The following is a 23,015-nucleotide window of genomic DNA, read 5'->3' as shown; positions in this document are numbered from 1 at the left end:
AGTATAGGTGCGATAAGATTAAGGATATGAGATTAACGAAAAGGCGGGAGAGATAGATGAAATTGTTTATCATATTAGGTGCCATTAATGCCCTGCTTGCCGTGGGGCTCGGGGCATTTGGCGCTCACGGTTTAGAAGGGAAAATTCCTGATAAATATCTTCAGGTTTGGCACACAGGCGTGCAGTATCATATGTATCACGCCCTTGGGCTTTTCGTTGTTGCCTTCCTGGCTGATAAATTATCCGGCATCGGCAGTGTCACGGCAGCCGGCTGGCTGATGTTCGCGGGAATTGTGCTGTTTTCCGGAAGCTTATATATTCTCTGTTTAACGCAAGTCTCCATTCTAGGGGCGATTACCCCGCTCGGCGGTGTGGCGTTTATTATTTCTTGGATTATGATCGTTGTCACAGCCGTTAAATATCTATAATAAAAAAGCCAATCCTCATCATATGAGTGATTGGCTTTTACTTTATCTAGGAGAATAGGATGCCATGGAATACGGATACGTATACGCAATTTCTTCGTCAAATGTGATGTAATCGAGATAGATGGTCAGAAGCAGGTAGCGTGTTCCTGATTTCGGGTCGCTAAGGATAATGTGATCCCGGCCCGCTGCCTCGATAACGCCGCGAAAGATCTTTGAGCCCCATTCCTTGCTGTTTTCAAATGTCATATAAATGGTGGCCGTTTTTCCCCGGTTTAGCCGCAAAATGTTTTCAATGTATGATTCCTCAACAGGCAGCATGCCGGGAATGCTTTGGCCCGGCGCCGATGGTGTCGGGCCCGATGGGATTTGGAACCCGCCGCCCTGCTGGCCCGGGAATCCGAAGCCCTGCTGTCCTTGCTGTCCTTGCTGCATTGGCATCATGGGCTGCATTCCCATCGTCTGCATTTGTCCGCCTTGGCCTTGCTGCGGGTACGGATTTGCGCCGTACTGAGGCTGATACCCCTGCATGTTATCAAATCCCTGCATTTGCTGATATTGATTTTTTTTCGGTTTCATATCGTTCCTCCTTTTTATGAAAACCACTCAAAACAAGTTCGGGATGTATAGATGAACGCTCCGCGATGACTCACCTCCGATGGAAAACGATCTTAGTCGCTGGTGCGATTTTTATCTCTTTCACCTTATGAGGCTGATGCTTGGAATATGCTGAAAAAGAACAGCAGACGGGCCGGATTTCAGTCTGGGCGGCCGCTGTTTTTCATAGAAATACACAAACTTTTCGCATATTGGTTTGTATCCCTAGCGCAACTTGCGTATAAGCAACATAAGATAACGTTAGTTTCAGGTGTGAAGTTTCAACAAGGAGGTGTAGGATTTGCCGAAAGTATCTGTCATTATGACGAGTTATAACAAAAGCGATTATGTGGCAAAGTCCATTTCCAGCATACTCTCACAAACGTTTACAGATTTTGAACTGTTTATTATGGATGACAACTCCAATGAAGAGACGCTAAATGCAATCCGTCCTTTTTTGAATGATAACCGAGTGCGTTTTTATCAAAGCGATGTATCTGAAGTAAAAGAAAGAACGGAAAAAACGAGATACGCGGCGCTGATCAATCAGGCCATTGAGATGGCGGAAGGTGAATATATCACCTATGCGACGGATGACAACATTTATATGCCGGACCGGCTCCTCAAAATGGTTCGCGAGCTCAATGCTCATCCTGAAAAGGCTGTGATTTACTCAGCCTCTAAAACCTATCACTTAAACGAGGATCGGGACATTGTAAAAGAAACTGTCAGGCCGGCCGTTCACGTGACGTGGAATGCGCCGTGCGCCATCGACCATTGCTCGGTGATGCACAGGTATTCTGTGCTTGAAAAGGTAAAGGAGAAATTTGGCTCCTATTGGGATGAAAGCCCGGCGTTTTACCGGATCGGGGATGCCCGGTTCTTTTGGAGAGTCAACCATTTTTATCCGTTTTACCCGCTGGCTGAGGAGCTGGATCTGAACTATATTACCGACCAATCAATTCACTTTCAGCTGTTTGAATCAGAAAAAAATGAATTTGTACGGAATCTTCCTCCGCAGCGCAATTGCCGCGAGCTGCGTGAATCATTAAAAAAGCTTGGAATGGGGTGAGAGCTTGTCGGCCTATTTAAGCAATTATTGGGTGCTGTACCGGAAGTATGTGGAGCTTTTTGACAGACTGTGCTATAAGGGGATTCCACTAGGGCTTATCAGTAACTTTTATCAATACATCAGCCCTGAGCTGCGAGTGATGATGGAAGAAGAACCAGAGTTATTCGGGCCGGTGGATCAGCATATCGACGAAGGGCAGATTCAGCCGTTTTTTGAAGAAAAAATACGCAGTATAGCCAAAACAAATAACAAACCAGGTAAGGGAAAAGTCATTTTGCACTATGATTATCTGCGTTTTACAAACGAAAATTACTATCAGTTTGATCCTGAAAAAACAGCTATTTTGGCCCGGTGGAGTTTGCCTGATTATTGTGATCTGCCTGTGATAAGCAAGCGTGAGATTGCGGAATCATGCAAAAAAGGCGATCCGAAGCAATATCTCGAAACAGCCTGTTCGATTCTCGCACCTTTTGATGACCACCCGGCATTCGGTGATCAAGCGTTTCGCGACCGGCTTTTCAAAGATATACCTTTATTTATGGAAGCCATTGATACGGTTGATGCGCTGTTTGAGCAGGAGGAGATTTCAGCCGTTGTCGTTGGAACGGCAGAAGATATTTACAGCAGGGTGCTCGCTCTTATGTGTCACAGGAGAGGAGCCGTCAGCATTTGTCTTCAGCATGGCGCATTGATGGGAGATGAAGCCTTCATTCCTGTTTTTACAACCTATCAGGCTGTTTTTGGCGCTTATGAAGCGGAGTGGTTCAAACGAAAAGGCTGCAAACCTGAGCAGATTCTCGTCACGGGACACCCCCGCTTCGATCAGATTTTTAACAGAACCCCTATCGACATGTCCACATTTTATCGAAAACTTGCTTTTCATCCGACTAAAAAAATCGTGCTCATTGCGACTCAGCCTTTTTCGGAAGATTTTTATTCCGGTGTGTTAGAAGGGCTTGCCGATCAGAAGCAGCTGCAAATCATCATCAAACCACATCCTTGGGAAATCGGAAAAAACAAACTCGATCTGTATCATGCTGCGGCGAAAAAACATAAAGCATGCAGAGTTATAAAAAAGGAGCTGGACCTGTATGATTTGCTGCCGTATGCTGACGCCGCGGTGACGCAAACCTCAACGGTCGGACTTGAAGCCATGCTGTTTCAAAAGCCTGCGCTGATCGGGAAATCATCCGGAAACCGCACATACCCGTATTATGAGTCTCTTGGAAATTTTATCTTAGATCAGCCGGATAAACTGGTGCGGACCTTGGTGGCGGTTCTGCAAAGTCCCACCGTGCATCAAAAAGCAGAAGAGGCGCGTCAGGCATTCATAGCGGCTAATTACCCGGTGGCAGAATCAACAAACGCTTTATTTGCGCAATTGAAAGCCAAAACGGGAGTTGATTACAGGCGGGAAGATACTGAATAAAATGATAGGAGCACAAAGAATTATGAAAAAGAGACATCTTTTTCTTCCTTACTCATTGACGTTTATCGGCAAGGAAGAAAATCAGGAGATTACAGAAATGCTTGAATCGGGATGGCTCTTCATAGGCAAGCCATTCAAGTTTCTGTCACTCCCGCTCTCAGGCGAAGGTGCACAGGATGTCCTTGAAACTGCGCGGGATATCGTAAAAGGGGCTGGTTAAGTGTATACGATAAAAGAGAATATCTCCCAAGAAGTGATTGGCGAATTTCTTCAAAGCAGGAAGCTGACTCTGGACGTTCCATATCAATTTTCGCTCGGCCTTTTTGAAAACAGCAGGCTCCAAGGCGTCTTGCTTTACGAAGATTCTCTGTGGGAAAGCCAGATGCTTCAGAAGAAAGTGATGAATGTCAAACTTCTTGCGGCAAACAGCACCGGGCAATTGAAGAAGCTTTTTCGATCCTTTTATTCTGTACGCCAAATGGATGAAACCGATTTGATCTCTGTTCGTGTTCCAGCTGAAGATATCGGTGCCGTGCATGTGATACAGCAGCAACCATCCTCTTACTTTGTCGGCAGTTTTCTTAAGATGGAGAAACCCCCGTCTTTTTATGACAAAACACCGCCATTTTTTGAACTTGGCCCGCCTGAGCCTGAAGACACAGAAGCGATATGTGAGCTGGCCAGAGACTCGTTTGCAAAAAGCAAATATTTTCAAGATCCTCTTCTCAGCCGCGAAGCAGCAAACAAGATCTATCAGGAGTGGACAAGAAACAATCTCAATGGAAGGGCGGCTGTCAATGTTGCCGCTAAGTACAATGGAGAGATCATCGGCTATATTCAAGGCTTGTCAAAAGGTGATGAATGTATTCTCGATCTGATGGCGGTGAAGCCAGGGTTTGAAGGTAGGCGAATCGGGTTTCATTTATTGGCGAATGTCATAGAACACCTTGAAACCCAGAAGCATAAAACGGTAACAGTGGGGACGCAGCTTCACAATGTAAGGGCGATTCGCCTTTTCGAGAGAATGGGCTTTACAGCTGAGCAATCTTATTACGATTATCATATTTGGCCGAACAAGGAAGCGAAATAATGAGTGTTTTAGATTGCGAATAAAACCTTGGCAAAAGTGAATGGCCAGGGCTTTGCGCTGATGAATGCAGCAGCATGTATTTATTTTCTGGGAAATAAAGCTAGAATCCTGATCTGTTGTTGTTTGAGTTCTCGGTGTGCCCGATGATCTATGAAGGAAAATAAAAGCGGAAACAGATGCAAGAATCGGACTTTTTGAAGAGACATAGTGAACGGAAATTACAGGATACCCGAAGCAGGGGGCATGATCAGAAAACATCCTTATCGATGAAAGGCAGAATCACTTAAACTCACCCTGCTTTCGAGGCTGCAGGAGGATGATAAACGGCAATACTCCCTGAGTTCGCAGGGGGGAAACGATTCAATGCAAATGTAAGTGCTGGCGCCCGTGGAATTCCTCAAGCGGGTATCAGCTATTCTTCTAGCATTATATGATCAAAAGCTATAAAAATGCAGTGAAGGAAGTGTTACTGTGAAAGGTGTTATTTTAGCCGGAGGAAACGGCTCACGCCTTATGCCCTTAACGAAAGCCGTCAACAAGCATTTGCTTCCTGTAGGACCGTATCCGATGATTTACTGGTCGATGATGAAGCTGGAGGAAGCCGGTATAAAAGACGTTTTGCTCATCAGCCAAAAAGAGCATATGCCACTATTTTTTAAACTGCTTGGGAACGGGGAAGAGCTAGGCGTCACAATCACTTATCAGGTCCAGCCGGCCGCATCGGGCATTTCGGATGGGCTGTCCTATGCAAAACGCTTTACGAAAAAAGAGCCTTTCATTTTATTATTAGGTGATAATATATTCGAAGATTCATTAAAGCCTTATACGGAACGCTTTGAACAGCAGGGAAAAGGAGCAAAGGTGCTGCTGAAAGAAGTTGATGATCCGGAGCGCTTCGGGATTGCTGAGATTGATGAGAAAAACAAGCGGATTCGTTCTATCATCGAGAAGCCCGCACATCCGCCGACCAACCTTTGTGTAACCGGTATTTATATGTATGATGCGGAGGTATTTTCGTATATTGAACAAATCTCACCGTCAAAGCGCGGCGAGCTGGAAATCACCGATGTGAATAATCTATACATCGAAAACAGCCAGCTTACGTATGATGTGTTATCAGGCTGGTGGGTCGATGCCGGAACTCACGAATCGCTTCATCTCGCCTCTCAGCTTGTACACCAGGCTTTACAGAAAGGACAGGACGAAAAGTGATGGCAAAATCATATTTAATTACGGGCGGGGCCGGCTTCATCGGGCTCACATTTACAAAGCTCATGCTACAGGAAACGGATGCGCGCATAACCGTTTTAGATAAACTGACGTACGCCAGCCACCCGCAGGAAATAGAAAAACTAAAGGAAAACAGCCGATTTCGCTTTGTGAAAGGGGATATCAGCGTTCAGGAGGATATCGACCGCGCGTTTGATGAGATGTATGACTGCGTGATTCACTTCGCTGCGGAATCGCATGTAGATAGAAGCATTTCCCAAGCGGAGCCGTTTATCACCACAAATGTCATGGGGACATATCGTTTGGCGGAAGCGGTATTACAGGGAAAAGCCAAGAAGCTGATTCACATTTCAACAGATGAGGTGTACGGAGATTTAGAAGCGGATGATCCCGCGTTTACTGAAGCGACGCCGCTTTCTCCTAATAACCCTTATTCAGCCAGCAAGGCAAGCTCTGATTTGCTCGTGTTGTCGTATATCAAAACCCACAAGCTTCCGGCCATTATTACACGATGCAGCAACAATTACGGCCCTTACCAGCACAGCGAAAAAATGATTCCGACGATTATCCGCCATGCGAAGCAAGGGCTTCCGGTTCCGCTGTACGGCGATGGGCTTCAAATCCGAGACTGGCTGTTTGCGGAGGACCACTGCCGCGCCATCAAGCTGATTTTAGAAAAAGGAACCGACGGTGAGGTATATAACATCGGCGGCGGAAATGAACGCACGAACAAAGAGCTGGCGAGCACCATCATGAAGCATCTGGGCTGTGAGGAATTGTTCGCTCACGTGGAAGACAGAAAAGGGCATGACCGGCGCTATGCGATCAATGCATCAAAGCTGAAAAACGAACTGGGCTGGCGGCAGGAAGTGCCGTTTGAAGAAGGCATTGCGCATACGATTCGCTGGTATATAGATAATGACCGATGAGAAGGTGATCCGATGACAAAGGTATTGGTGACTGGTGCTGGAGGACAGCTTGGCCGGGAACTGTGCCGCCAGCTGAAACAAACCGGATATGAGGTCATTGCGTTAACAAAGAAGATGATGAACATTGCTGATCAGCGCTCAGTCCGGCATTCGTTTGACCATTATCAGCCGGATATCGTAGTCAATACGGCCGCGTTTACATCGGTTGATAAATGCGAGACAGAACTTGATAAAGCGTACTTGATTAACGGAATCGGCGCTTACTATACGGCGCTGGAGGCAACCCGCATCGGCGCTCAATATGTTCATATCAGTACGGATTACGTTTTTGACGGGAAAGGGACCCAGCCTTACAGGGAAGACGATCCTCTCGATCCGAACACCATCTACGGCAAAAGCAAAAAGCTCGGAGAAGAACTGATTCGATTAGCGACAAAAGACAGCACGATCATCAGAACGTCGTGGGTGTACGGACACGGCGGCAGCAACTTCGTTGAAACGATGTTAAAGCTTGCTGAAACGAAACAGGAGCTGCGGGTTGTAAGTGATCAAATTGGATCGCCGACATTCACAAAGGATTTAGCAGAAGCGGTCATCACGCTGTTCAGCCATTCGCCGGGCGTCTATCATGTCAGCAATTCAGGCATATGCAGCTGGTATGAATTTGCGAAGGCCATTATGGAAGAAAGCGGGCTGGCCACAGTCATTTTGCCTGTCACAACAGAAGCATACGGGAACAAAACGCCCCGTCCGGCTTATTCTGTGCTGAGCCATCAGGCCATTGAAGAAGCCGGCATCCGCCCCCGCCACTGGCGGGAAGCGTTACGGGAGTATTTGGGGGAAAGGAGCAGTGCACGTGTTTGATGGAGTCAAGGTGAAAAAATTGACGAAACATAGTGATGACAGAGGCTTTTTTGCTGAGCTGGTTCGGGATGATGAGAACCTTCTTGAGCATTTTGGGCAGGCCTCTTGGTCAAAAAGCTATCCGGGTGTGATTAAGGCATTTCATTATCATGAGAAACAGGATGATCTTTGGTTCTTCCCAACAGGCCATGCTCAGGTTGTCCTTTACGATCTGCGCGAGGGCTCAAAGACAAAAGGAGAAACCGACGTGTATTACATGGGCGAAGACAACCCGATGCTGTTATTGATCCCTAAAGGGGTTGCCCACGGATACAGAGTGCTGGGAGAAACACCGCTGACGATTATCTATTTCACGACCATGTCGTATAATCCGGATCAGCCGGATGAAAAAAGAATTCCGTGGAATGATGAGACGATCGGTTTTGACTGGAATACCGAATTCAGATAAAGATAGGAACATGATCAATCGAAGAGCGGAGGCATCTTCGCTTTTTTTTGGCCTTTTTCAAAATAGGATAAAAGATAGAGATCAACAGGCGGGTGTGACTAGAAAAAAAGAGAAAAATCGGCTATTAGAACCTTGTATAAGCAGGATGAAATTCTCAAAGTATTTTGAGTGTTAATATTCCTAAAAAAGCATTTACTTCCATGGAAAATGATGATAGATTAATTCCTAAGAAAAAGTTAGATAATTCGCGAATTAGGGCAAAACACTTTTTCTGCAGAGGACGCTCTGGCCAAATATTAACTGTGATTTGAGGGGGAAATGTCATGTTAAAAAGAACTTCATTCGTATCTTCACTATTCATCAGTTCAGCTGTTTTACTATCAATCTTGCTTCCTTCAGGCCAAGCTCATGCGCAGTCTGCATCAATTGAAGCTAAAACGATCAATAGCACAAAAGAGTGGACCACTTCCGATATTGAAGTGACGTATAAACCAAACGCGGTGCTTTCTCTAGGAGCGGTAGAATTCCGATTTCCTGACGGGTTCCATGCCACGACAAGAGATTCAGTGAATGGAAGAACACTGAAAGAAACACAGATTTTAAACGATGGAAAAACAGTCAGACTCCCGCTTACGCTTGATTTATTAGGCGCAACTGAATTTGACCTCGTCATGGTGCGCAAAACCCTTCCGCGCGCAGGCACTTACACGATTAAAGGCGATGTGGTAAACGGTTTGGGAATCGGCAGTTTTTACGCTGAAACGCAGCTGGTGATTGACCCTCGTTAATCAATAGATATGACCAGAGACTGAGATGTTTTCAGTCTCTTTTTTGTCGTTTTAAAAAACTGGTACGGATCTTGCATGATGATAAGGGTGGAATCCAACAGATAAAAATTGGCCGTCCGCATTTTTTAAAGCGCTTACAATTCAAACGGTCAAACAATGAGGTGAAAAATGATGTCAGCAAAGGTTACGAAAGACGAGGAAAAAGAAGCTCTTAACTTATTTCTGTCTACCCAAACGATCATTAAGGAAGCAATTCGGAAGCTTGGCTATCCGGAAGATATGTATGAACTCATGAAAGAGCCGCAGAGAATGCTTGCTGTCCGCATTCCAGTAAAAATGGATAACGGGAGTGTCAACGTGTTTACAGGCTACAGGTCCCAGCACAATGATGCGGTCGGTCCGACTAAGGGAGGCGTGCGTTTCCATCCTGAAGTCAACGAAGAAGAAGTCAAGGCATTATCCATTTGGATGACGCTCAAATGCGGGATTGCCAATCTTCCTTACGGCGGCGGAAAGGGCGGTATTATTTGTGATCCGCGGACCATGTCATTTGGAGAGCTGGAAAGGCTGAGCAGGGGATATGTTCGTGCCATCAGCCAGATCGTCGGCCCGACAAAGGATATTCCGGCTCCTGATGTGTACACCAACTCGCAAATTATGGCGTGGATGATGGATGAGTACAGCCGGCTGCGTGAATTCGATTCTCCGGGCTTTATCACAGGAAAACCGCTCGTTTTAGGCGGATCGCAAGGCCGGGAAACGGCAACGGCACAGGGCGTCACGATTTGTATTGAAGAGGCCGTGAAGAAAAAAGGGATCAAGCTGCAAAACGCACGGATCATCATACAGGGATTTGGAAACGCGGGAAGCTTTCTGGCCAAATTTATGCACGATGCGGGCGCGAAGGTGATCGGGATCTCGGATGCCCATGGCGGGCTCTACAATCCGGACGGTCTTGATATCCCTTACTTGCTCGATAAGCGTGACAGCTTCGGCATGGTTACCAACTTATTTACAGACGTCATCACGAATGAGGAGCTGCTTGAAAAGGATTGCGATATTTTAGTGCCGGCGGCGATTGCCAATCAAATCACAGCCAAAAACGCACACAACATTCAGGCGTCAATCGTCGTCGAAGCAGCGAATGGCCCGACAACCATTGATGCCACGAAAATCCTGAATGAAAGAGGCGTGCTCCTCGTGCCTGATATCCTGGCGAGTGCCGGCGGCGTCACGGTTTCTTATTTTGAATGGGTGCAGAACAACCAAGGATATTATTGGTCAGAGGAAGAGGTCGCAGAAAAACTGAGAAACGTCATGGTCCATTCGTTCGAAACCATTTATCAGACAGCAGCGACACATAAAGTCGATATGCGCTTGGCGGCTTACATGACAGGCATCAGAAAATCGGCGGAAGCGTCGCGGTTCCGCGGATGGGTATGATTACGGAAGGAGAGATATCCCTTTTCGGTGCAAAAAAATTTTGCGTTTAACCTTTTCGTAAAAACGAAACCTGCAAAAGAAATTTGCGTTTCGTGATCGAAAAAAGAGAAAAGTGCTCTCCTGCTTGACAAATTTCTGTAGGATTCAACAAGTTTTTTCAGCAAAAGACAGGATATTGGTATGGTTCTTGCATTTTCATTCAATTGAAGACATTTTTCATGACATGAGGGGGATTACATATGACAGTTTCATACGCACACGAACCATTTACTGATTTTACGGAAGCAAAGAATAAAACAGCATTTCAAGAGTCATTGGCCTTTGTAAACACGCAGCTTAGCAAGCATTATCCGCTTGTCATCAATGGAGAAAAAATAGAAACGGACCGCAAAATCGTTTCCGTTAACCCGGCAAATAAAGAAGAGATCATTGGGTATGCGTCTGCAGCTGATCAAGCGCTTGCCGAAAAAGCGATGCAAGCCGCATTGCAGGCATTTCAATCTTGGAAAAAACAAAGACCGGAGCACCGCGCGAATATCCTCTTTAAAGCAGCGGCTATTTTGCGCAGAAGAAAGCATGAATTTTCAAGCTATCTTGTAAAGGAAGCGGGAAAACCGTGGAAGGAAGCAGATGCGGACACGGCTGAGGCGATAGATTTTTTGGAGTTCTACGCGCGCCAAATGTTACACCTTAAGGAAGGGGCTCCGGTGAAGAGCCGGTCAGGCGAGTTTAATCAATACCATTATGAAGCGCTTGGCGTCGGCATCGTCATTTCTCCATTTAATTTCCCGCTTGCGATTATGGCAGGTACAGCGGCTGCTGCCATTGTGACAGGGAATACGATTCTCTTAAAACCGGCTGACGCGGCCCCGGTAGTCGCTGCGAAGTTTGTCGAGGTCATGGAGGAAGCGGGCTTGCCGAACGGCGTTCTGAATTACATTCCCGGAGATGGGGCGGAAATCGGTGATTTCTTAGTAGAGCATCCGAAAACGCGCTTTGTCTCATTTACAGGTTCCCGAGCGGTCGGCTGCCGGATTTATGAGCGTGCCGCCAAAGTGCAGCCGGGCCAAAAATGGCTGAAACGGGTCATTGCAGAGATGGGCGGCAAAGATACGGTGCTCGTCGACAAGGACGCTGATCTCGACCTTGCTGCATCCTCTATCGTGTATTCAGCGTTTGGATTCTCAGGACAGAAGTGTTCAGCAGGCTCCCGAGCGGTCATCCATCAGGATGTTTATGATGAAGTGGTGGAAAAAGCTGTGGCGCTGACCAAAAACCTGACTGTCGGCAATCCGGAAGATCCTGATACGTATATGGGCCCAGTCATTCATGAAGCGTCCTATAACAAAGTCATGTCATATATTGAAATCGGCAATTCAGAAGGCAAACTGTTGACCGGCGGGGAAGGTGATGATTCAAAAGGCTACTTTATCCAGCCGACGATCTTTGCAGATGTTGATGAAAACGCGCGCCTGATGCAAGAAGAAATTTTCGGCCCGGTTGTTGCGGTCTGCAAAGCGCGTGATTTCGATCATATGCTGGAGATTGCAAATAACACGGAATATGGATTAACAGGCGCTCTGCTGACGAAAAACCGCGCGCATATTGAACGGGCGCGAGAGGATTTTCATGTCGGAAACCTATACTTCAACAGAGGCTGTACCGGAGCGATTGTCGGCTATCAGCCGTTCGGCGGTTTTAATATGTCAGGAACTGATTCTAAAGCAGGCGGCCCGGATTATTTAATTCTTCATATGCAAGCCAAAACAACGTCCGAAGCTTTTTGATATAAGAAACAAAACCGTGCGATTCTGTAGCGGCCCGCACGTCGGTGCTCACGAATATCTACATTCGCTGTGCTCCGATGCTCGGCCCCTTCCTAGACTTCAAGGGTTTTCAATCACGCTGAAAAGATGACAAAGTCATAAAACAAAAACCGTTTTATGACTTTGTCAACAATCTGAAGCTCTCCGGAGAACCGGAGAGCTTTTTGCGTATTCGTCTGATCATCCGAATACGCTTAAGTGCCTTCTGCTTTCCCCTAGTAGCATTAAAGTTTTTCCGCATTTTTAAATGAAATATTTAAATTTATATTAATGTTTAAATGAAAATAATAAAAATAATAAAGGTTTCGTTCGGATTGTAAATGTTGTAAAAACAATGCTAAAATGAATTCAACTTTATGAAGAATATGGAAGAGGTGTTTGTAGGAGAATGAATGGCAAACAAAACAATGACATCAAAACAAAACATCATTTTCCGCTATTGTTGGCACTGGCTTTAACAATGGGGGTGTTTGCGGCTGGCTCTGAAGAACTTGTCATCTCGCCGCTGCTGCCGGATTTAGCAAAAGCCTTCAACTCAGATGTCAGTGTCCTTGCGTTATCTATCAGTATTTACGGCGTGATGATTTTTATCGGTGCGCCGCTCTTGGTTCCTTTAGGCGATAAATACTCCAGAGAACTAAGTGTAATGGCGGGGCTTATGATCTTTATCATAGGAACAGTAATTTGCGCTTTAGCTCAAAATATCTTTTTCTTCTTTTTAGGCCGGGCGCTGTCGGGATTGGCTGCGGGAGCATTTGTGCCGACCGCTTATGCAGTTGTCGGGGATCGTGTTCCTTATACATACCGGGGCAAGGTGATGGGACTGATCGTTTCTAGCTGGTCGCTGGCACTGATCTTCGGTGTGCCGCTCGGATCATTTATCGGCGGCGTCCTGCATTGGAGATGGACATTTTGGATTTTCGCCTTGATGGGCGTTCTGGTTGTTCTGCTGATCCTGCTTGAAATGCGCCGCCACGCCAAACAGAAGAACAGCGGCAAGGAAGAAAAAGAAGAGCCGGCCGGAACATTCCGGGACGCGCTGAAAGTTCCGCGCGTACCCGTTTATATCACGATCACCTTTTGTAATATGATTGGTTTTTACGGTATGTATTCATTTTTAGGCTCCTATCTTCAGGACGTTTTTACCGGAGGAAATACAGCTGCGGGTTTATTTATCATGATTTACGGCATTGGGTTTTCCATGAGTGTCATTACAGGAAAGATAGCCGACCGCATCGGAAAAATGCGTTCCCTATTTATTGCACTGGGGGTCATCAGCGTGCTGCTGGCATGTTTAGCATATGCGCCGGCTTCAATGTTTCTATTAATGGCCAGCCTGTTTATTTGGGGATTAATGCAAAGCTTGACGGTGACGCTGCTTAGCACCATTTTGAGTGACTGTTCAGAGCATCATCGCGGGAAAATCATGGTGTTTTACAGCCTCGCCTCGAATTTGGCTGTGACATTAGGATCTGCTTTAATGGGACCTGTATATGTGGGATACGGGTATGCAGCCGTAGGATTGATTTGCGCCGCCATCACAGTGCTCGGATTTGTGCTCAGTGTATTCGCGTATAAAAAGTACGGCAAGCATGAGCAGAAAGCAGATCATTCCTTATTTCAATAAATAAAAGTCTAAATGCCTATAACAAAAACCCTTTCTTAAGGGTTTTTCAGCGTGTCGACAAACTCTCGCATTCGTTGTCAGCTTTGCGCGTTGTGCTCACGGCTTACGAAAGGAACGGCGGCTAAATGCTTAGGCGTCCTGCCTAAACACAGCCGTCATCACATCCTGTGAAAGTCTGCTCCAATGCTCGTCCTTCCTAGACTTCAAGGGTTTTCAATCACGCTGAATAGATGACAAAGTCCTAAAACAAAAACCGTTTTAGGACTTTGTCTACAAACAACAAAACCCTTTCTTAAGGGGTTTTGTTGTTTGTATGGGAATAATTATCAATATTTTCAAAAAAATGTTGACAGTTTGATTAACGCTGGATAAAATTTACTTAAAATTTAAAAGATTGGTTGGTGCTCATGATCATATTGGATAATAGCATTCAGACAAAAAAAAGAACTGATTCGATATCCAAACTCATTACAGTCAACACGCTCGGCCCTGAGGGGACAAGCAGTGAGTACGCAGCAAAACATTTCATCTCCAATTTTACTCTTCTACAGGGGCTAAACAGTAAATTGTCCTTGCATGATACATTTGAATCGTGCATCGAAAGGACGCTTCAAAGCCCTCTGGAATATACCATCGTCCCACATGCTTATGACGGCATTAAGCATTTCTACATGAGGCCGGATTTGCAGCTTTTGCAGATCTTCAGGTGCGATACACCAATGTACGGCCTGGCTGTTCGTCCTAATTTTGAATTTAGCGACGATATGCTTGATTCATCTGTTATCGTTTCACATCCTTCACCCATTAATTTAATCAAATATTTTACCCGCAAAGATGTACGTTTCAAACTCGTCAATTCGACCAGCCAAGCTGCAAGAAAAGTAAAAGAAGGCTTGTATGACATTGCCTTAACCAATGAGCTTGCGCGGCAAAAGTACGGGCTTGCATTTGTGAAAACATTTAAAACAATTCCTATGAGCTGGTCATTATTCGGAAAAGGAGACGTTGATAATGAAAACTAAAGAAGATATGCAGGAGCTTTATTTCCCGACACCGAAAGTAATCGAATGGGAAAACGGAGTGAGACAGTATTCAACCGTACGCGGTGACACTGAGGTATTAATGTCTTACGTTCCCCCGCATACCAATGTAGAACCCCATCAGCATAAGGAAGTCCAAATCGGTATGGTCGTTTCAGGCGAGCTGATGATGACTGTCGGAGATGTGACGAGAAAAATGACGGCCTTGGAATCTGCCTATATCGCGCCGCCGCATGTGCCTCACGGGGCAAGAAACGATACAGACCAAGAAGTCATTGCGATTGACATCAAGAGGTTGAAAGCTGATGAAACCTATACAAGTCCTGAGGACTATTTTTTGACTATTTTTAAAACAAGAGACCTATTGCCTGGCATGGAAGTCACGTTCTTTGTTGAGGACTGGGTGGAAATCATGCTGGCCAAAATCCCTGGAAACGGCGGTGAAATGCCCTTCCATAAACATCGGAATGAACAAATCGGCATCTGCATCGGCGGCGGTTACGACATGACGGTCGAAGGCTGCACGGTAGACATGAAATTCGGTACAGCCTATTTCTGTGAGCCTCGAGAAGATCACGGCGCCATCAACCGTTCAGAAAAAGAATCAAAATCCATTAACATCTTCTTCCCGCCGCGCTACAACAGAGTAAAAGCAAAAAAAATAAAGGCGGATGAGTCATCATGAACCTCATCGGTAAAACCGTCCTCATAACAGGAGGCGCATCTGGCATTGGTTATGCGGCGGTTCAGGCTTTTTTGAAACAGAAGGCCAACGTGGTTGTGGCGGATATTGACGAGGCGCAGGGAGAAGAAATGGTCAGGAAAGAAAATCATGACGGGCTGCACTTTGTGCAAACGGACATCACAGACGAAGCTGCCTGTCAGCAAGCTGTTCAATCGGCGGTCGATACATTTGGAGGATTGGATGTATTGATTAATAACGCGGGCATTGAAATCGTGGCTCCCATTCACGAGATGGAGCTCAGCGATTGGAACAAGGTGCTGCAAGTCAATTTGACCGGCACGTTTTTAATGAGCAAGTACGCACTTAAACATATGCTGGCTGCCGGCAAGGGCAACATCATTAATACGTGCTCAGTCGGCGGAGTCGTGGCATGGCCTGACATTCCTGCCTATAACGCCAGCAAAGGCGGCGTTTTGCAGCTGACGCGGTCAATGGCCGTTGATTATGCGAAACATCAAATACGCGTCAACTGCGTATGTCCGGGGATTATCGACACACCGCTAAATGAAAAATCATTCCTTGAAAATAACGAAGGCACACTTGAAGAGATCAAAAAAGAAAAGGCAAAGGTAAATCCGCTGCTGAGGCTCGGGAAACCGGAAGAAATCGCAAACGTAATGCTGTTTTTAGCCTCAGATTTATCAAGCTATATGACCGGAAGCGCCATCACCGCAGACGGAGGATACACCGCACAATAGAGAAGGAGTGTTTTACATATGGAGAGAAAAACAGTATTGGTCATCGCTGATCTTGGAGGCTGCCCGCCGCATATGTTTTATAAAAGCGCTGCTGAAAAATATAACCTGGTCAGCTTTATTCCAAGACCTTTCGCAATTACAGCCTCCCATGCAGCACTGATTGAAAAATACTCGGTAGCGGTCATAAAGGATAAGGACTATTTTCAAAGCTTAGCTGATTTTGAGCACCCTGATTCCATTTATTGGGCTCATGAGGATCATGACAAGCCTGAAGAAGAGGTCGTCGAGCAAATTGTTAAGGTTGCCGAAATGTTTGGAGCAGACGCCATCACCACAAACAATGAATTATTCATTGCCCCGATGGCGAAAGCCTGTGAACGCCTTGGCCTGAGGGGTGCCGGAGTGCAAGCTGCCGAAAATGCAAGAGATAAAAATAAAATGAGAGACGCTTTTAATAAAGCGGGAGTGAAATCGATCAAAAACAAACGGGTCACAACTCTCGAAGATTTCCGTGCCGCACTTGAAGAAATCGGCACACCTCTAATCTTAAAGCCTACATACTTAGCGAGTTCAATAGGCGTCACGCTGATTACGGACATTGAGACGGCAGAATCTGAATTTAACAGAGTCAATGACTACCTAAAATCGATTAACGTGCCGAAGGCGGTCACGTTTGAAGCGCCGTTTATTGCTGAAGAATTTTTACAGGGTGAATACGGAGACTGGTATCAAACCGGAGGCTACTCCGACTATATCAGTATAGAAGGTATCATGGCGGACGGGGAGTATTTTCCGATTGCCATTCATGACAAAACGCCGCAAATCGGATTTACAGAGACCTCACATATTACGCCGTCCATATTGGATGAAGAGGCGAAAAAGAAAATTGTCGAAGCCGCCAAAAAGGCAAATGAAGGGCTTGGACTGGAAAATTGCGCAACACATACAGAAATCAAGCTAATGAAAAACAGAGAACCGGGTTTAATAGAGTCGGCAGCCAGATTCGCCGGCTGGAATATGATTCCTAATATTAAAAAAGTCTTCGGCGTTGATATGGCGCAACTATTATTAGATGTTCTTTGTTTCGGGAAAGACGCTGATCTCCCGAACGGATTACTGGATCAAGAACCTTGCTATCTCGCTGACTGCCATTTATACCCTCAGCATTTCAAGCAAAATGGCCAGATTCCTGAAACGGCGGAGGATTTGGTGATCGAAGCGATCGATATTCCAGACGGGCTTTTGAAGGGTGATACTGAAATCGTTTCATTTGAGGCTGCGGCACCAGGCACATCAGTGGATTTGACACTATTTGAAGCCTTCAATTCCATTGCTGCCTTTGAACTGAAAGGCAGCAATTCGCAGGATGTGGCCGATTCAATTAGACACATTCAGCAGCATGCGAAGCTGACGGCAAAGTATGTGCTGCCAGTATGAAACAGTTAAAGCCCAACTCTAAATACTTGCTTTACGGGCAGGCGCTATCGTTTATGGGAGACTATTGTGTTCTCCCAGCCCTGCTCATTTTGTCTACATATTATCATGACTATTGGGTGACGTCTGGGGTTATCGTGGTCAGAAGCATTCCGATGGTGTTCCAGCCGTTTTTGGGGGTTCTGGTCGACAGGTTAGACAGAATGAAGATCATGCTGTGGACGGATATCATCAGGGGTTTGATCTTTTTGGGGCTCACATTTCTTCCAAAAGGAGAGTACCCGCTTGTATTTTTAGCCCTTCTGTTTATTTCTTATGGAAGCGGCGTGTTTTTTAATCCGGCCCGTCTCGCTGTCATGTCATCATTGGAGTCTGATATTAAAAGCATCAACACGTTATTCGCAAAAGCGACGACCATCTCCATTATCGTCGGGGCGGCTGGCGGAGGGCTTTTTCTGTTAGGCGGATCTGTAGAGCTTGCTGTTGCCTTCAACGGTGTGACATACCTCGTTTCGGCCTTTTTTATCAGCCGCATCAAGCTCCAATTCGTGCCGATTCAATCTGAAAACATAAAAGAGGCCTTTCATTCTTTTAAAGAAGGGCTAAAGGAAATCAAAACAAATGCTTACGTATTAAACGCTATGTTTACAATGATTACGATGGCTTTGCTGTGGGGGATTGTTTACAGTTATTTTCCAATTGTCAGCCGCTTTTTGGGTGACGGGGAAATCGGCAACTTTATTCTCACGTTTTGCATCGGCTTTGGCGGCTTCATTGGAGCGGCGCTTGTCAGCAAATGGGGTTTTAACAACAATAGAGGACTGACGTACTTTACCGTACTATCCATTGTTTCTCTGGGTCTGTTTTTATTTACGCCGATTTTCGCTGTCGCTGTCATCGCTGCTGTCCTCTTTTTCATCGCGATGGAATATGGGGAAGTGCTTGCAAAGGTGAAGGTTCAGGAGAACGCGGCGAATCAGATTCAGGGGCGCATTTTTTCGGTGGCGGAAGCGTCAATTGGATTTTGTATTTCTGTTGGTTCGATGTTAATCAATGTCTTCAATGCCCCGGTCATTATGGGACTGATAATTGTGATCGTAAGCGGATTGTTTTTGCATACGAAGCTCGTCAATAAATCGTTTTTGGAACGGGATAACAAAACGGAGCAAAAAGGAGTCTTTTAGATGGAAATAACACCGTCCGACGTCATCAAGACACTTCCAAAGCAAGAGTTTTCTCTCGTTTTTCAAAAGGTGAAGGAAATGGAAAAAACGGGGGCCGATATCATTAATCTCGGGCAAGGAAATCCTGACCTTCCGACTCCCCCACATATTGTGGAAGCTTTGCGTGAGGCGTCTCTGAATCCTTCATTTCACGGATACGGCCCATTCAGGGGTTACCCTTTTTTGAAGGAAGCCATCGCTGCTTTCTATAAAAGAGAATACGGAGTTTCGATCAATCCTGAAACGGAAGTTGCGCTCTTCGGGGGCGGGAAAGCCGGCTTGTATGTGCTGACACAATGCCTGCTCAATCCGGGAGACATCGCTTTGGTTCCGAATCCCGGCTATCCTGAATACATGTCAGGGATTGCGATGGCGCGAGCTGAGCTTCACGACATGCCGCTGTATGAGGGGAATGGCTATCTTCCCGATTTTGAAAAGATCAACCCCGCCGTGCTGAAAAAAGCGAAGCTCATGTTTTTAAACTATCCGAATAACCCGACGGGAGCTGTGGCGGATACGGCTTTTTATGCAAAAGCGGCAGCTTTTGCGAAAGAGCACAAGATCCACTTGATTCATGATTTTGCATATGGCGCGTTTGAATTTGATAAAAAACCGGCCAGCTTTCTTGAGGCAGAGGATGCCAAAGCTGTCGGGGCAGAGCTGTATTCATTTTCAAAAACATTTAACATGGCCGGATGGAGAATGGCGTTTGCCGTCGGGAATGAAAAGATCATTCAGGCCGTCAATGAATTTCAGGATCATGTATTTGTCGGCATGTTCGGCGGACTGCAGCAGGCGGCGAGTGCAGCACTTTCGGGAGATCCGGAGCAAACGGAATCGTTGAAACGAATCTACGAGGAACGAATTGACTTTTTTACGGAGCTGTGTGAAAAAGAACTGGGCTGGAAGATAGAAAAGCCAAAAGGGACGTTTTACGTATGGGCTGAGATTCCGAAAGTGTTTGAAACATCTCATCAATTCTCCGATTACTTGCTGGAACATGCCCATGTTGTGGTCACGCCGGGCGACATATTCGGAAGCAACGGAAAAAGGCATGTCAGAATATCAATGGTGTCGAAGCAGGAGGATCTGCGGGAATTTGTCATGCGGATTCAAAAGCTGAACCTAAAGTTTGCATCATTACAAGAAGCATCCCGCTAAAAAGCGGGATTTTTTTATATGCTTTTCATGCTGCCGCCATCAGCGGAAATTTGCTGTCCGGTGATATAGGAGGCTTCCTCAGAGGCGAGAAACGCGGCGAGAGCTGCGGTTTCTTCGGCTGATCCGACACGTTTCATCGGAATCCCGGAAGCAATCTGTTCTTCTGCTTCTTGTTTGGATATGCTGTTCTTTTTCATCACATTTTCCACAAATTGATGGTAACGGTCTGTAGCGATAAAACCAGGATTCAGGCAGTTGACAGTAATGTTGTGAGGGGCAAGCTGGATGGAAATATTTTTACTCGCGTTAACTAAAGCGGCATTCATCATACTGTTTGTAAACATATTGGCGCCCGGTTCTTTCCATAGATTCCCGACGATGTTGATGATTCTGCCAAACTCATTTTGTTTCATCAGTGAGGCGGCACGCTTGATAGCGTCAATATAGGCGACGGTTTTCTGTGTAAACGTGGCCGTCATATCCTCTGTATTGCAGTTTTCGAATGTGTCAGGCGCGCCGCCCGGGATATTATTAATCAGAACATCAAGCCGTCCGCACTGAGATTCGATTTGATGAAAAATGCGGGCTCTCGTATCTTGGTCAGACATATCGCCCGCAAGGACCATGACACTCGCATCAGGATGCTTGGCCAAAATGTCTTTTTTGACAGGCTCAATATTGTCCAAGTTTCGTGAATTAATGACGAGAGAAAAATGCTGGTCTGCTAGCTTCAGAGCGATTGCTTTTCCGATCCCTTGACTGGCTCCCATAATAAACGTGGTTCGTTTTGACAAATTACTGCACCCCTTTGAAAAAAATGGATTATGATTATCTCCATCGTAAGAAAAAACAGAGAAAATAGCAAATTTTATTTAAATTCTGATAAAGGGGAATCGAAAAACTCCCGCCGGCCAGGGCGGGAGCAGGTATTATACATATAGGAATTGTGGAAGTGTCTCAAGCGAAAGGCGGTTGCCGACAAAGAATGAACCGAATTCGCCGTAGCGGGCGCTGACTTCGTCAAAACGCATTTCATACACAAGCTTTTTGAATTGAAGCACATCATCACTGAATAGTGTAACGCCCCATTCGTAATCGTCAAAGCCGACTGAGCCGGTGATGATTTGTTTGACTTTGCCCGCATAGCTGCGGCCGATTAAGCCGTGGCTCCTCATCAAATTTCTGCGTTCTTCCATTGAAAGCATGTACCAGTTGTCGTTACCGGATCTTCTTTTATCCATTGGATAGAAACATACATATTTTGATTCAGGCAGTTCAGGGTAAAGGCGCGCACGCACATGCGGATTTTCGTAAGGGTCGCCGTCGCCGCTTGCCAAGTAGTTGCTCAGCTCTACCACTGATACGTAGGAGTAAGCCGGAATGGTGAACTCGGCAAGTCTTGATTTGTTGAATTCGAGCTCAATTTCATTCAATTCTTCCATTGTAGGACGAAGAATCATCAGCATAAAATCTGCTTTTTGGCCGACGATGCTGTAAAGAGTCTGTGACCCTTTTCCTTCTTTTTGGGCTACGCCCCATTTTTCAAGCAATCCTGTGAATTCATGTATGATAGATTGGCGCTCATCACTGGACAGCATCTTCCAGGAAGTCCAGTCCATTGTGCGGAAATCATGAAGCGCATACCAGCCGTCAAGCGTTTTCGCCGCTTCATTGGTCATTTGCTGTTCACTCATTTATCTTCACTCCTATTACTTTTCATGATTGCCTTCACTATATCATAGTTTATCCGATTCTACTGTGGAGAAACCTTGAACATCCCATTCGCATAACTCCATAAAAATAAGAGATGCTATAAGGAAAGAATGAGCCACTTAAATTAATTAGAAAAATAAGATTTTTTCATGAAAGCGCTATAATGAAAGTTGGCTGTTTGAATTTGATTGGAAGAAGAGTATGCTAGTAAAAGAAAGCGTTTTTGTAACTTTTTGAGGAGGTTTTATCGTGGCAGATTTATTTTCAACAGTGCAAGAAAAAGTAGCTGGAAAAGATGTTAAGATTGTATTCCCTGAAGGCTTAGACGAGCGTATTTTAGAAGCGGTCAGCAAGCTTGCAGGAAACAAAGTGCTGAATCCGATTGTGATCGGCAATGAAAATGAGATCCAAGCAAAAGCAAAAGAGCTGAATCTGGCGCTGGATGGCGTTGAGATTTATGATCCTCATACATATGAAGGCATGGAAGACCTTGTACAAGCATTCGTAGAACGCCGTAAAGGCAAAGCGACAGAAGAACAGGCTCGTAAAGCGTTATTAGATGAGAACTACTTCGGTACTATGCTGGTGTACAAAGGCCTTGCACACGGCCTTGTGAGCGGAGCGGCTCATTCAACAGCCGATACTGTCCGCCCTGCTCTTCAAATCATTAAAACAAAAGAAGGCGTGAAAAAGACTTCCGGCGTTTTCATCATGGCTCGCGGAGAAGAGCAATATGTATTCGCCGATTGCGCGATCAACATTGCGCCTGACAGCCAAGATCTTGCCGAGATTGCGATCGAAAGTGCCAATACAGCAAAAATGTTCGACATTGAGCCTCGCGTGGCAATGCTCAGCTTCTCGACAAAAGGCTCAGCAAAATCTGATGAAACAGAAAAAGTAGCTGATGCTGTGAAAATCGCCAAAGAAAAAGCGCCTGAACTGACACTTGACGGCGAATTCCAATTCGATGCTGCATTTGTTCCATCTGTAGCTGAGAAAAAAGCGCCGGATTCCGATATCAAAGGGGATGCTAACGTATTCGTATTCCCAAGCCTTGAAGCAGGCAACATCGGCTATAAAATCGCTCAGCGTTTAGGCAACTTTGAAGCGGTGGGACCAATCCTTCAAGGCTTAAATATGCCTGTAAACGACCTTTCAAGAGGATGTAACGCTGAGGATGTTTACAACCTCGCATTAATTACAGCTGTTCAAGCACTGTAATAAAATGAAGAC

At 45.7% G+C, this 23,015-nt stretch carries 22 protein-coding genes and 1 pseudogene; 20 read left to right on the top strand and 3 right to left on the bottom strand.

What is annotated here, in order from left to right:
- The first annotated feature begins 56 nt into the window (after positions 1-56).
- Positions 57-428, top strand: a complete 372-nt coding sequence (locus M1D98_RS18315; protein WP_456279828.1) for a DUF423 domain-containing protein — start codon at positions 57-59, stop codon at positions 426-428.
- Positions 429-470: 42 nt separating this feature from the next.
- On the opposite strand, the gene gerQ is transcribed toward M1D98_RS18315, so the two are convergent.
- On the bottom strand, positions 471-1,004 hold the full coding sequence (gene gerQ, locus M1D98_RS18310; RefSeq protein WP_010329010.1) for a spore coat protein GerQ: 534 nt from the start codon (positions 1,002-1,004) through the stop codon (positions 471-473).
- Between the two features lie 319 nt (positions 1,005-1,323).
- Here gerQ and spsA point away from each other — a divergent pair, with 319 nt between their 5' ends.
- The 18 genes and pseudogenes from spsA (at position 1,324) to M1D98_RS18220 (ending at position 20,069) form a co-directional block, all read left to right on the top strand.
- Positions 1,324-2,094: a spore coat dTDP-glycosyltransferase SpsA gene (spsA, locus tag M1D98_RS18305; protein WP_456279827.1), complete on the top strand. Its 771-nt coding sequence runs from the start codon at positions 1,324-1,326 to the stop codon at positions 2,092-2,094.
- A gap of 4 nt (positions 2,095-2,098) precedes the next feature.
- Positions 2,099-3,523 (top strand): CDP-glycerol glycerophosphotransferase family protein, encoded by a 1,425-nt coding sequence (locus M1D98_RS18300; protein ID WP_456279826.1) that lies wholly within the window; start codon positions 2,099-2,101, stop codon positions 3,521-3,523.
- Positions 3,524-3,545: 22 nt separating this feature from the next.
- Positions 3,546-3,650: pseudogene (locus M1D98_RS18295) on the top strand (hypothetical protein); the annotation flags it as partial.
- A gap of 93 nt (positions 3,651-3,743) precedes the next feature.
- The gene (locus M1D98_RS18290) at positions 3,744-4,613 is read left to right on the top strand and encodes a GNAT family N-acetyltransferase (RefSeq protein WP_456279825.1); all 870 of its coding nucleotides are present in this window, start codon (positions 3,744-3,746) and stop codon (positions 4,611-4,613) included.
- Between the two features lie 471 nt (positions 4,614-5,084).
- Complete coding sequence (locus M1D98_RS18285) at positions 5,085-5,825, top strand: sugar phosphate nucleotidyltransferase (RefSeq protein WP_010329005.1); 741 nt, start codon at positions 5,085-5,087, stop codon at positions 5,823-5,825.
- Positions 5,825-6,772, top strand: coding sequence for a dTDP-glucose 4,6-dehydratase (gene rfbB, locus M1D98_RS18280; RefSeq protein ID WP_456279824.1), 948 nt, complete (start codon positions 5,825-5,827; stop codon positions 6,770-6,772). Before M1D98_RS18285 ends, rfbB begins: the two co-directional genes overlap by 1 nt.
- Before the next feature lie 12 nt (positions 6,773-6,784).
- On the top strand, positions 6,785-7,636 hold the full coding sequence (gene rfbD, locus M1D98_RS18275) for a dTDP-4-dehydrorhamnose reductase (RefSeq protein ID WP_456279823.1): 852 nt from the start codon (positions 6,785-6,787) through the stop codon (positions 7,634-7,636).
- Positions 7,629-8,084 (top strand): dTDP-4-dehydrorhamnose 3,5-epimerase family protein, encoded by a 456-nt coding sequence (locus M1D98_RS18270; RefSeq protein WP_456279822.1) that lies wholly within the window; start codon positions 7,629-7,631, stop codon positions 8,082-8,084. Before rfbD ends, M1D98_RS18270 begins: the two co-directional genes overlap by 8 nt.
- A gap of 323 nt (positions 8,085-8,407) precedes the next feature.
- Positions 8,408-8,872: a biofilm surface layer hydrophobin BslB gene (gene bslB, locus M1D98_RS18265; protein ID WP_003222098.1), complete on the top strand. Its 465-nt coding sequence runs from the start codon at positions 8,408-8,410 to the stop codon at positions 8,870-8,872.
- Between the two features lie 171 nt (positions 8,873-9,043).
- A complete protein-coding gene (gene rocG / locus M1D98_RS18260) occupies positions 9,044-10,315 on the top strand; it encodes a glutamate dehydrogenase (protein ID WP_456279821.1) in 1,272 nt (423 codons plus the stop codon).
- Positions 10,316-10,554: 239 nt separating this feature from the next.
- Positions 10,555-12,102 carry an L-glutamate gamma-semialdehyde dehydrogenase gene (pruA, locus tag M1D98_RS18255; RefSeq protein WP_456279820.1) on the top strand — a complete coding sequence of 516 codons (1,548 nt, stop codon included), beginning with the start codon at positions 10,555-10,557 and terminating at the stop codon, positions 12,100-12,102.
- Between the two features lie 427 nt (positions 12,103-12,529).
- The gene (locus tag M1D98_RS18250; RefSeq protein ID WP_456279819.1) at positions 12,530-13,768 is read left to right on the top strand and encodes an MFS transporter; all 1,239 of its coding nucleotides are present in this window, start codon (positions 12,530-12,532) and stop codon (positions 13,766-13,768) included.
- 407 nt (positions 13,769-14,175) lie between these two features.
- Complete coding sequence (gene bacA / locus M1D98_RS18245) at positions 14,176-14,790, top strand: prephenate decarboxylase (RefSeq protein ID WP_456279818.1); 615 nt, start codon at positions 14,176-14,178, stop codon at positions 14,788-14,790.
- A complete protein-coding gene (gene bacB, locus M1D98_RS18240) occupies positions 14,780-15,493 on the top strand; it encodes a 3-((4R)-4-hydroxycyclohexa-1,5-dien-1-yl)-2-oxopropanoate isomerase (protein WP_456279817.1) in 714 nt (237 codons plus the stop codon). Before bacA ends, bacB begins: the two co-directional genes overlap by 11 nt.
- Complete coding sequence (gene bacC, locus M1D98_RS18235) at positions 15,490-16,251, top strand: dihydroanticapsin 7-dehydrogenase (RefSeq protein WP_010328996.1); 762 nt, start codon at positions 15,490-15,492, stop codon at positions 16,249-16,251. Before bacB ends, bacC begins: the two co-directional genes overlap by 4 nt.
- Before the next feature lie 18 nt (positions 16,252-16,269).
- Positions 16,270-17,688: an alanine--anticapsin ligase gene (bacD, locus tag M1D98_RS18230; RefSeq protein WP_268534612.1), complete on the top strand. Its 1,419-nt coding sequence runs from the start codon at positions 16,270-16,272 to the stop codon at positions 17,686-17,688.
- Entirely contained in the window at positions 17,685-18,869 is a 1,185-nt protein-coding gene (gene bacE, locus M1D98_RS18225) for a bacilysin exporter BacE (protein ID WP_121643518.1), read from the top strand. Before bacD ends, bacE begins: the two co-directional genes overlap by 4 nt.
- Positions 18,870-20,069: an aminotransferase class I/II-fold pyridoxal phosphate-dependent enzyme gene (locus M1D98_RS18220; RefSeq protein ID WP_456279816.1), complete on the top strand. Its 1,200-nt coding sequence runs from the start codon at positions 18,870-18,872 to the stop codon at positions 20,067-20,069.
- Between the two features lie 14 nt (positions 20,070-20,083).
- On the opposite strand, the gene bacG is transcribed toward M1D98_RS18220, so the two are convergent.
- Entirely contained in the window at positions 20,084-20,863 is a 780-nt protein-coding gene (bacG, locus tag M1D98_RS18215) for an NADPH-dependent reductase BacG (RefSeq protein WP_456279815.1), read from the bottom strand.
- 135 nt (positions 20,864-20,998) lie between these two features.
- Positions 20,999-21,763 (bottom strand): hydrogen peroxide-dependent heme synthase, encoded by a 765-nt coding sequence (gene hemQ / locus M1D98_RS18210; protein WP_010328991.1) that lies wholly within the window; start codon positions 21,761-21,763, stop codon positions 20,999-21,001.
- Positions 21,764-22,031: 268 nt separating this feature from the next.
- Here hemQ and pta point away from each other — a divergent pair, with 268 nt between their 5' ends.
- Entirely contained in the window at positions 22,032-23,003 is a 972-nt protein-coding gene (pta, locus tag M1D98_RS18205; protein WP_010328990.1) for a phosphate acetyltransferase, read from the top strand.
- Positions 23,004-23,015: the final 12 nt, after the last annotated feature.

Source organism: Bacillus sp. K7 (assembly GCF_053903245.1).
The sequence above is the reverse complement of the archived record's forward strand: the minus strand, read 5'-3'. Positions and strand labels throughout refer to the sequence as shown.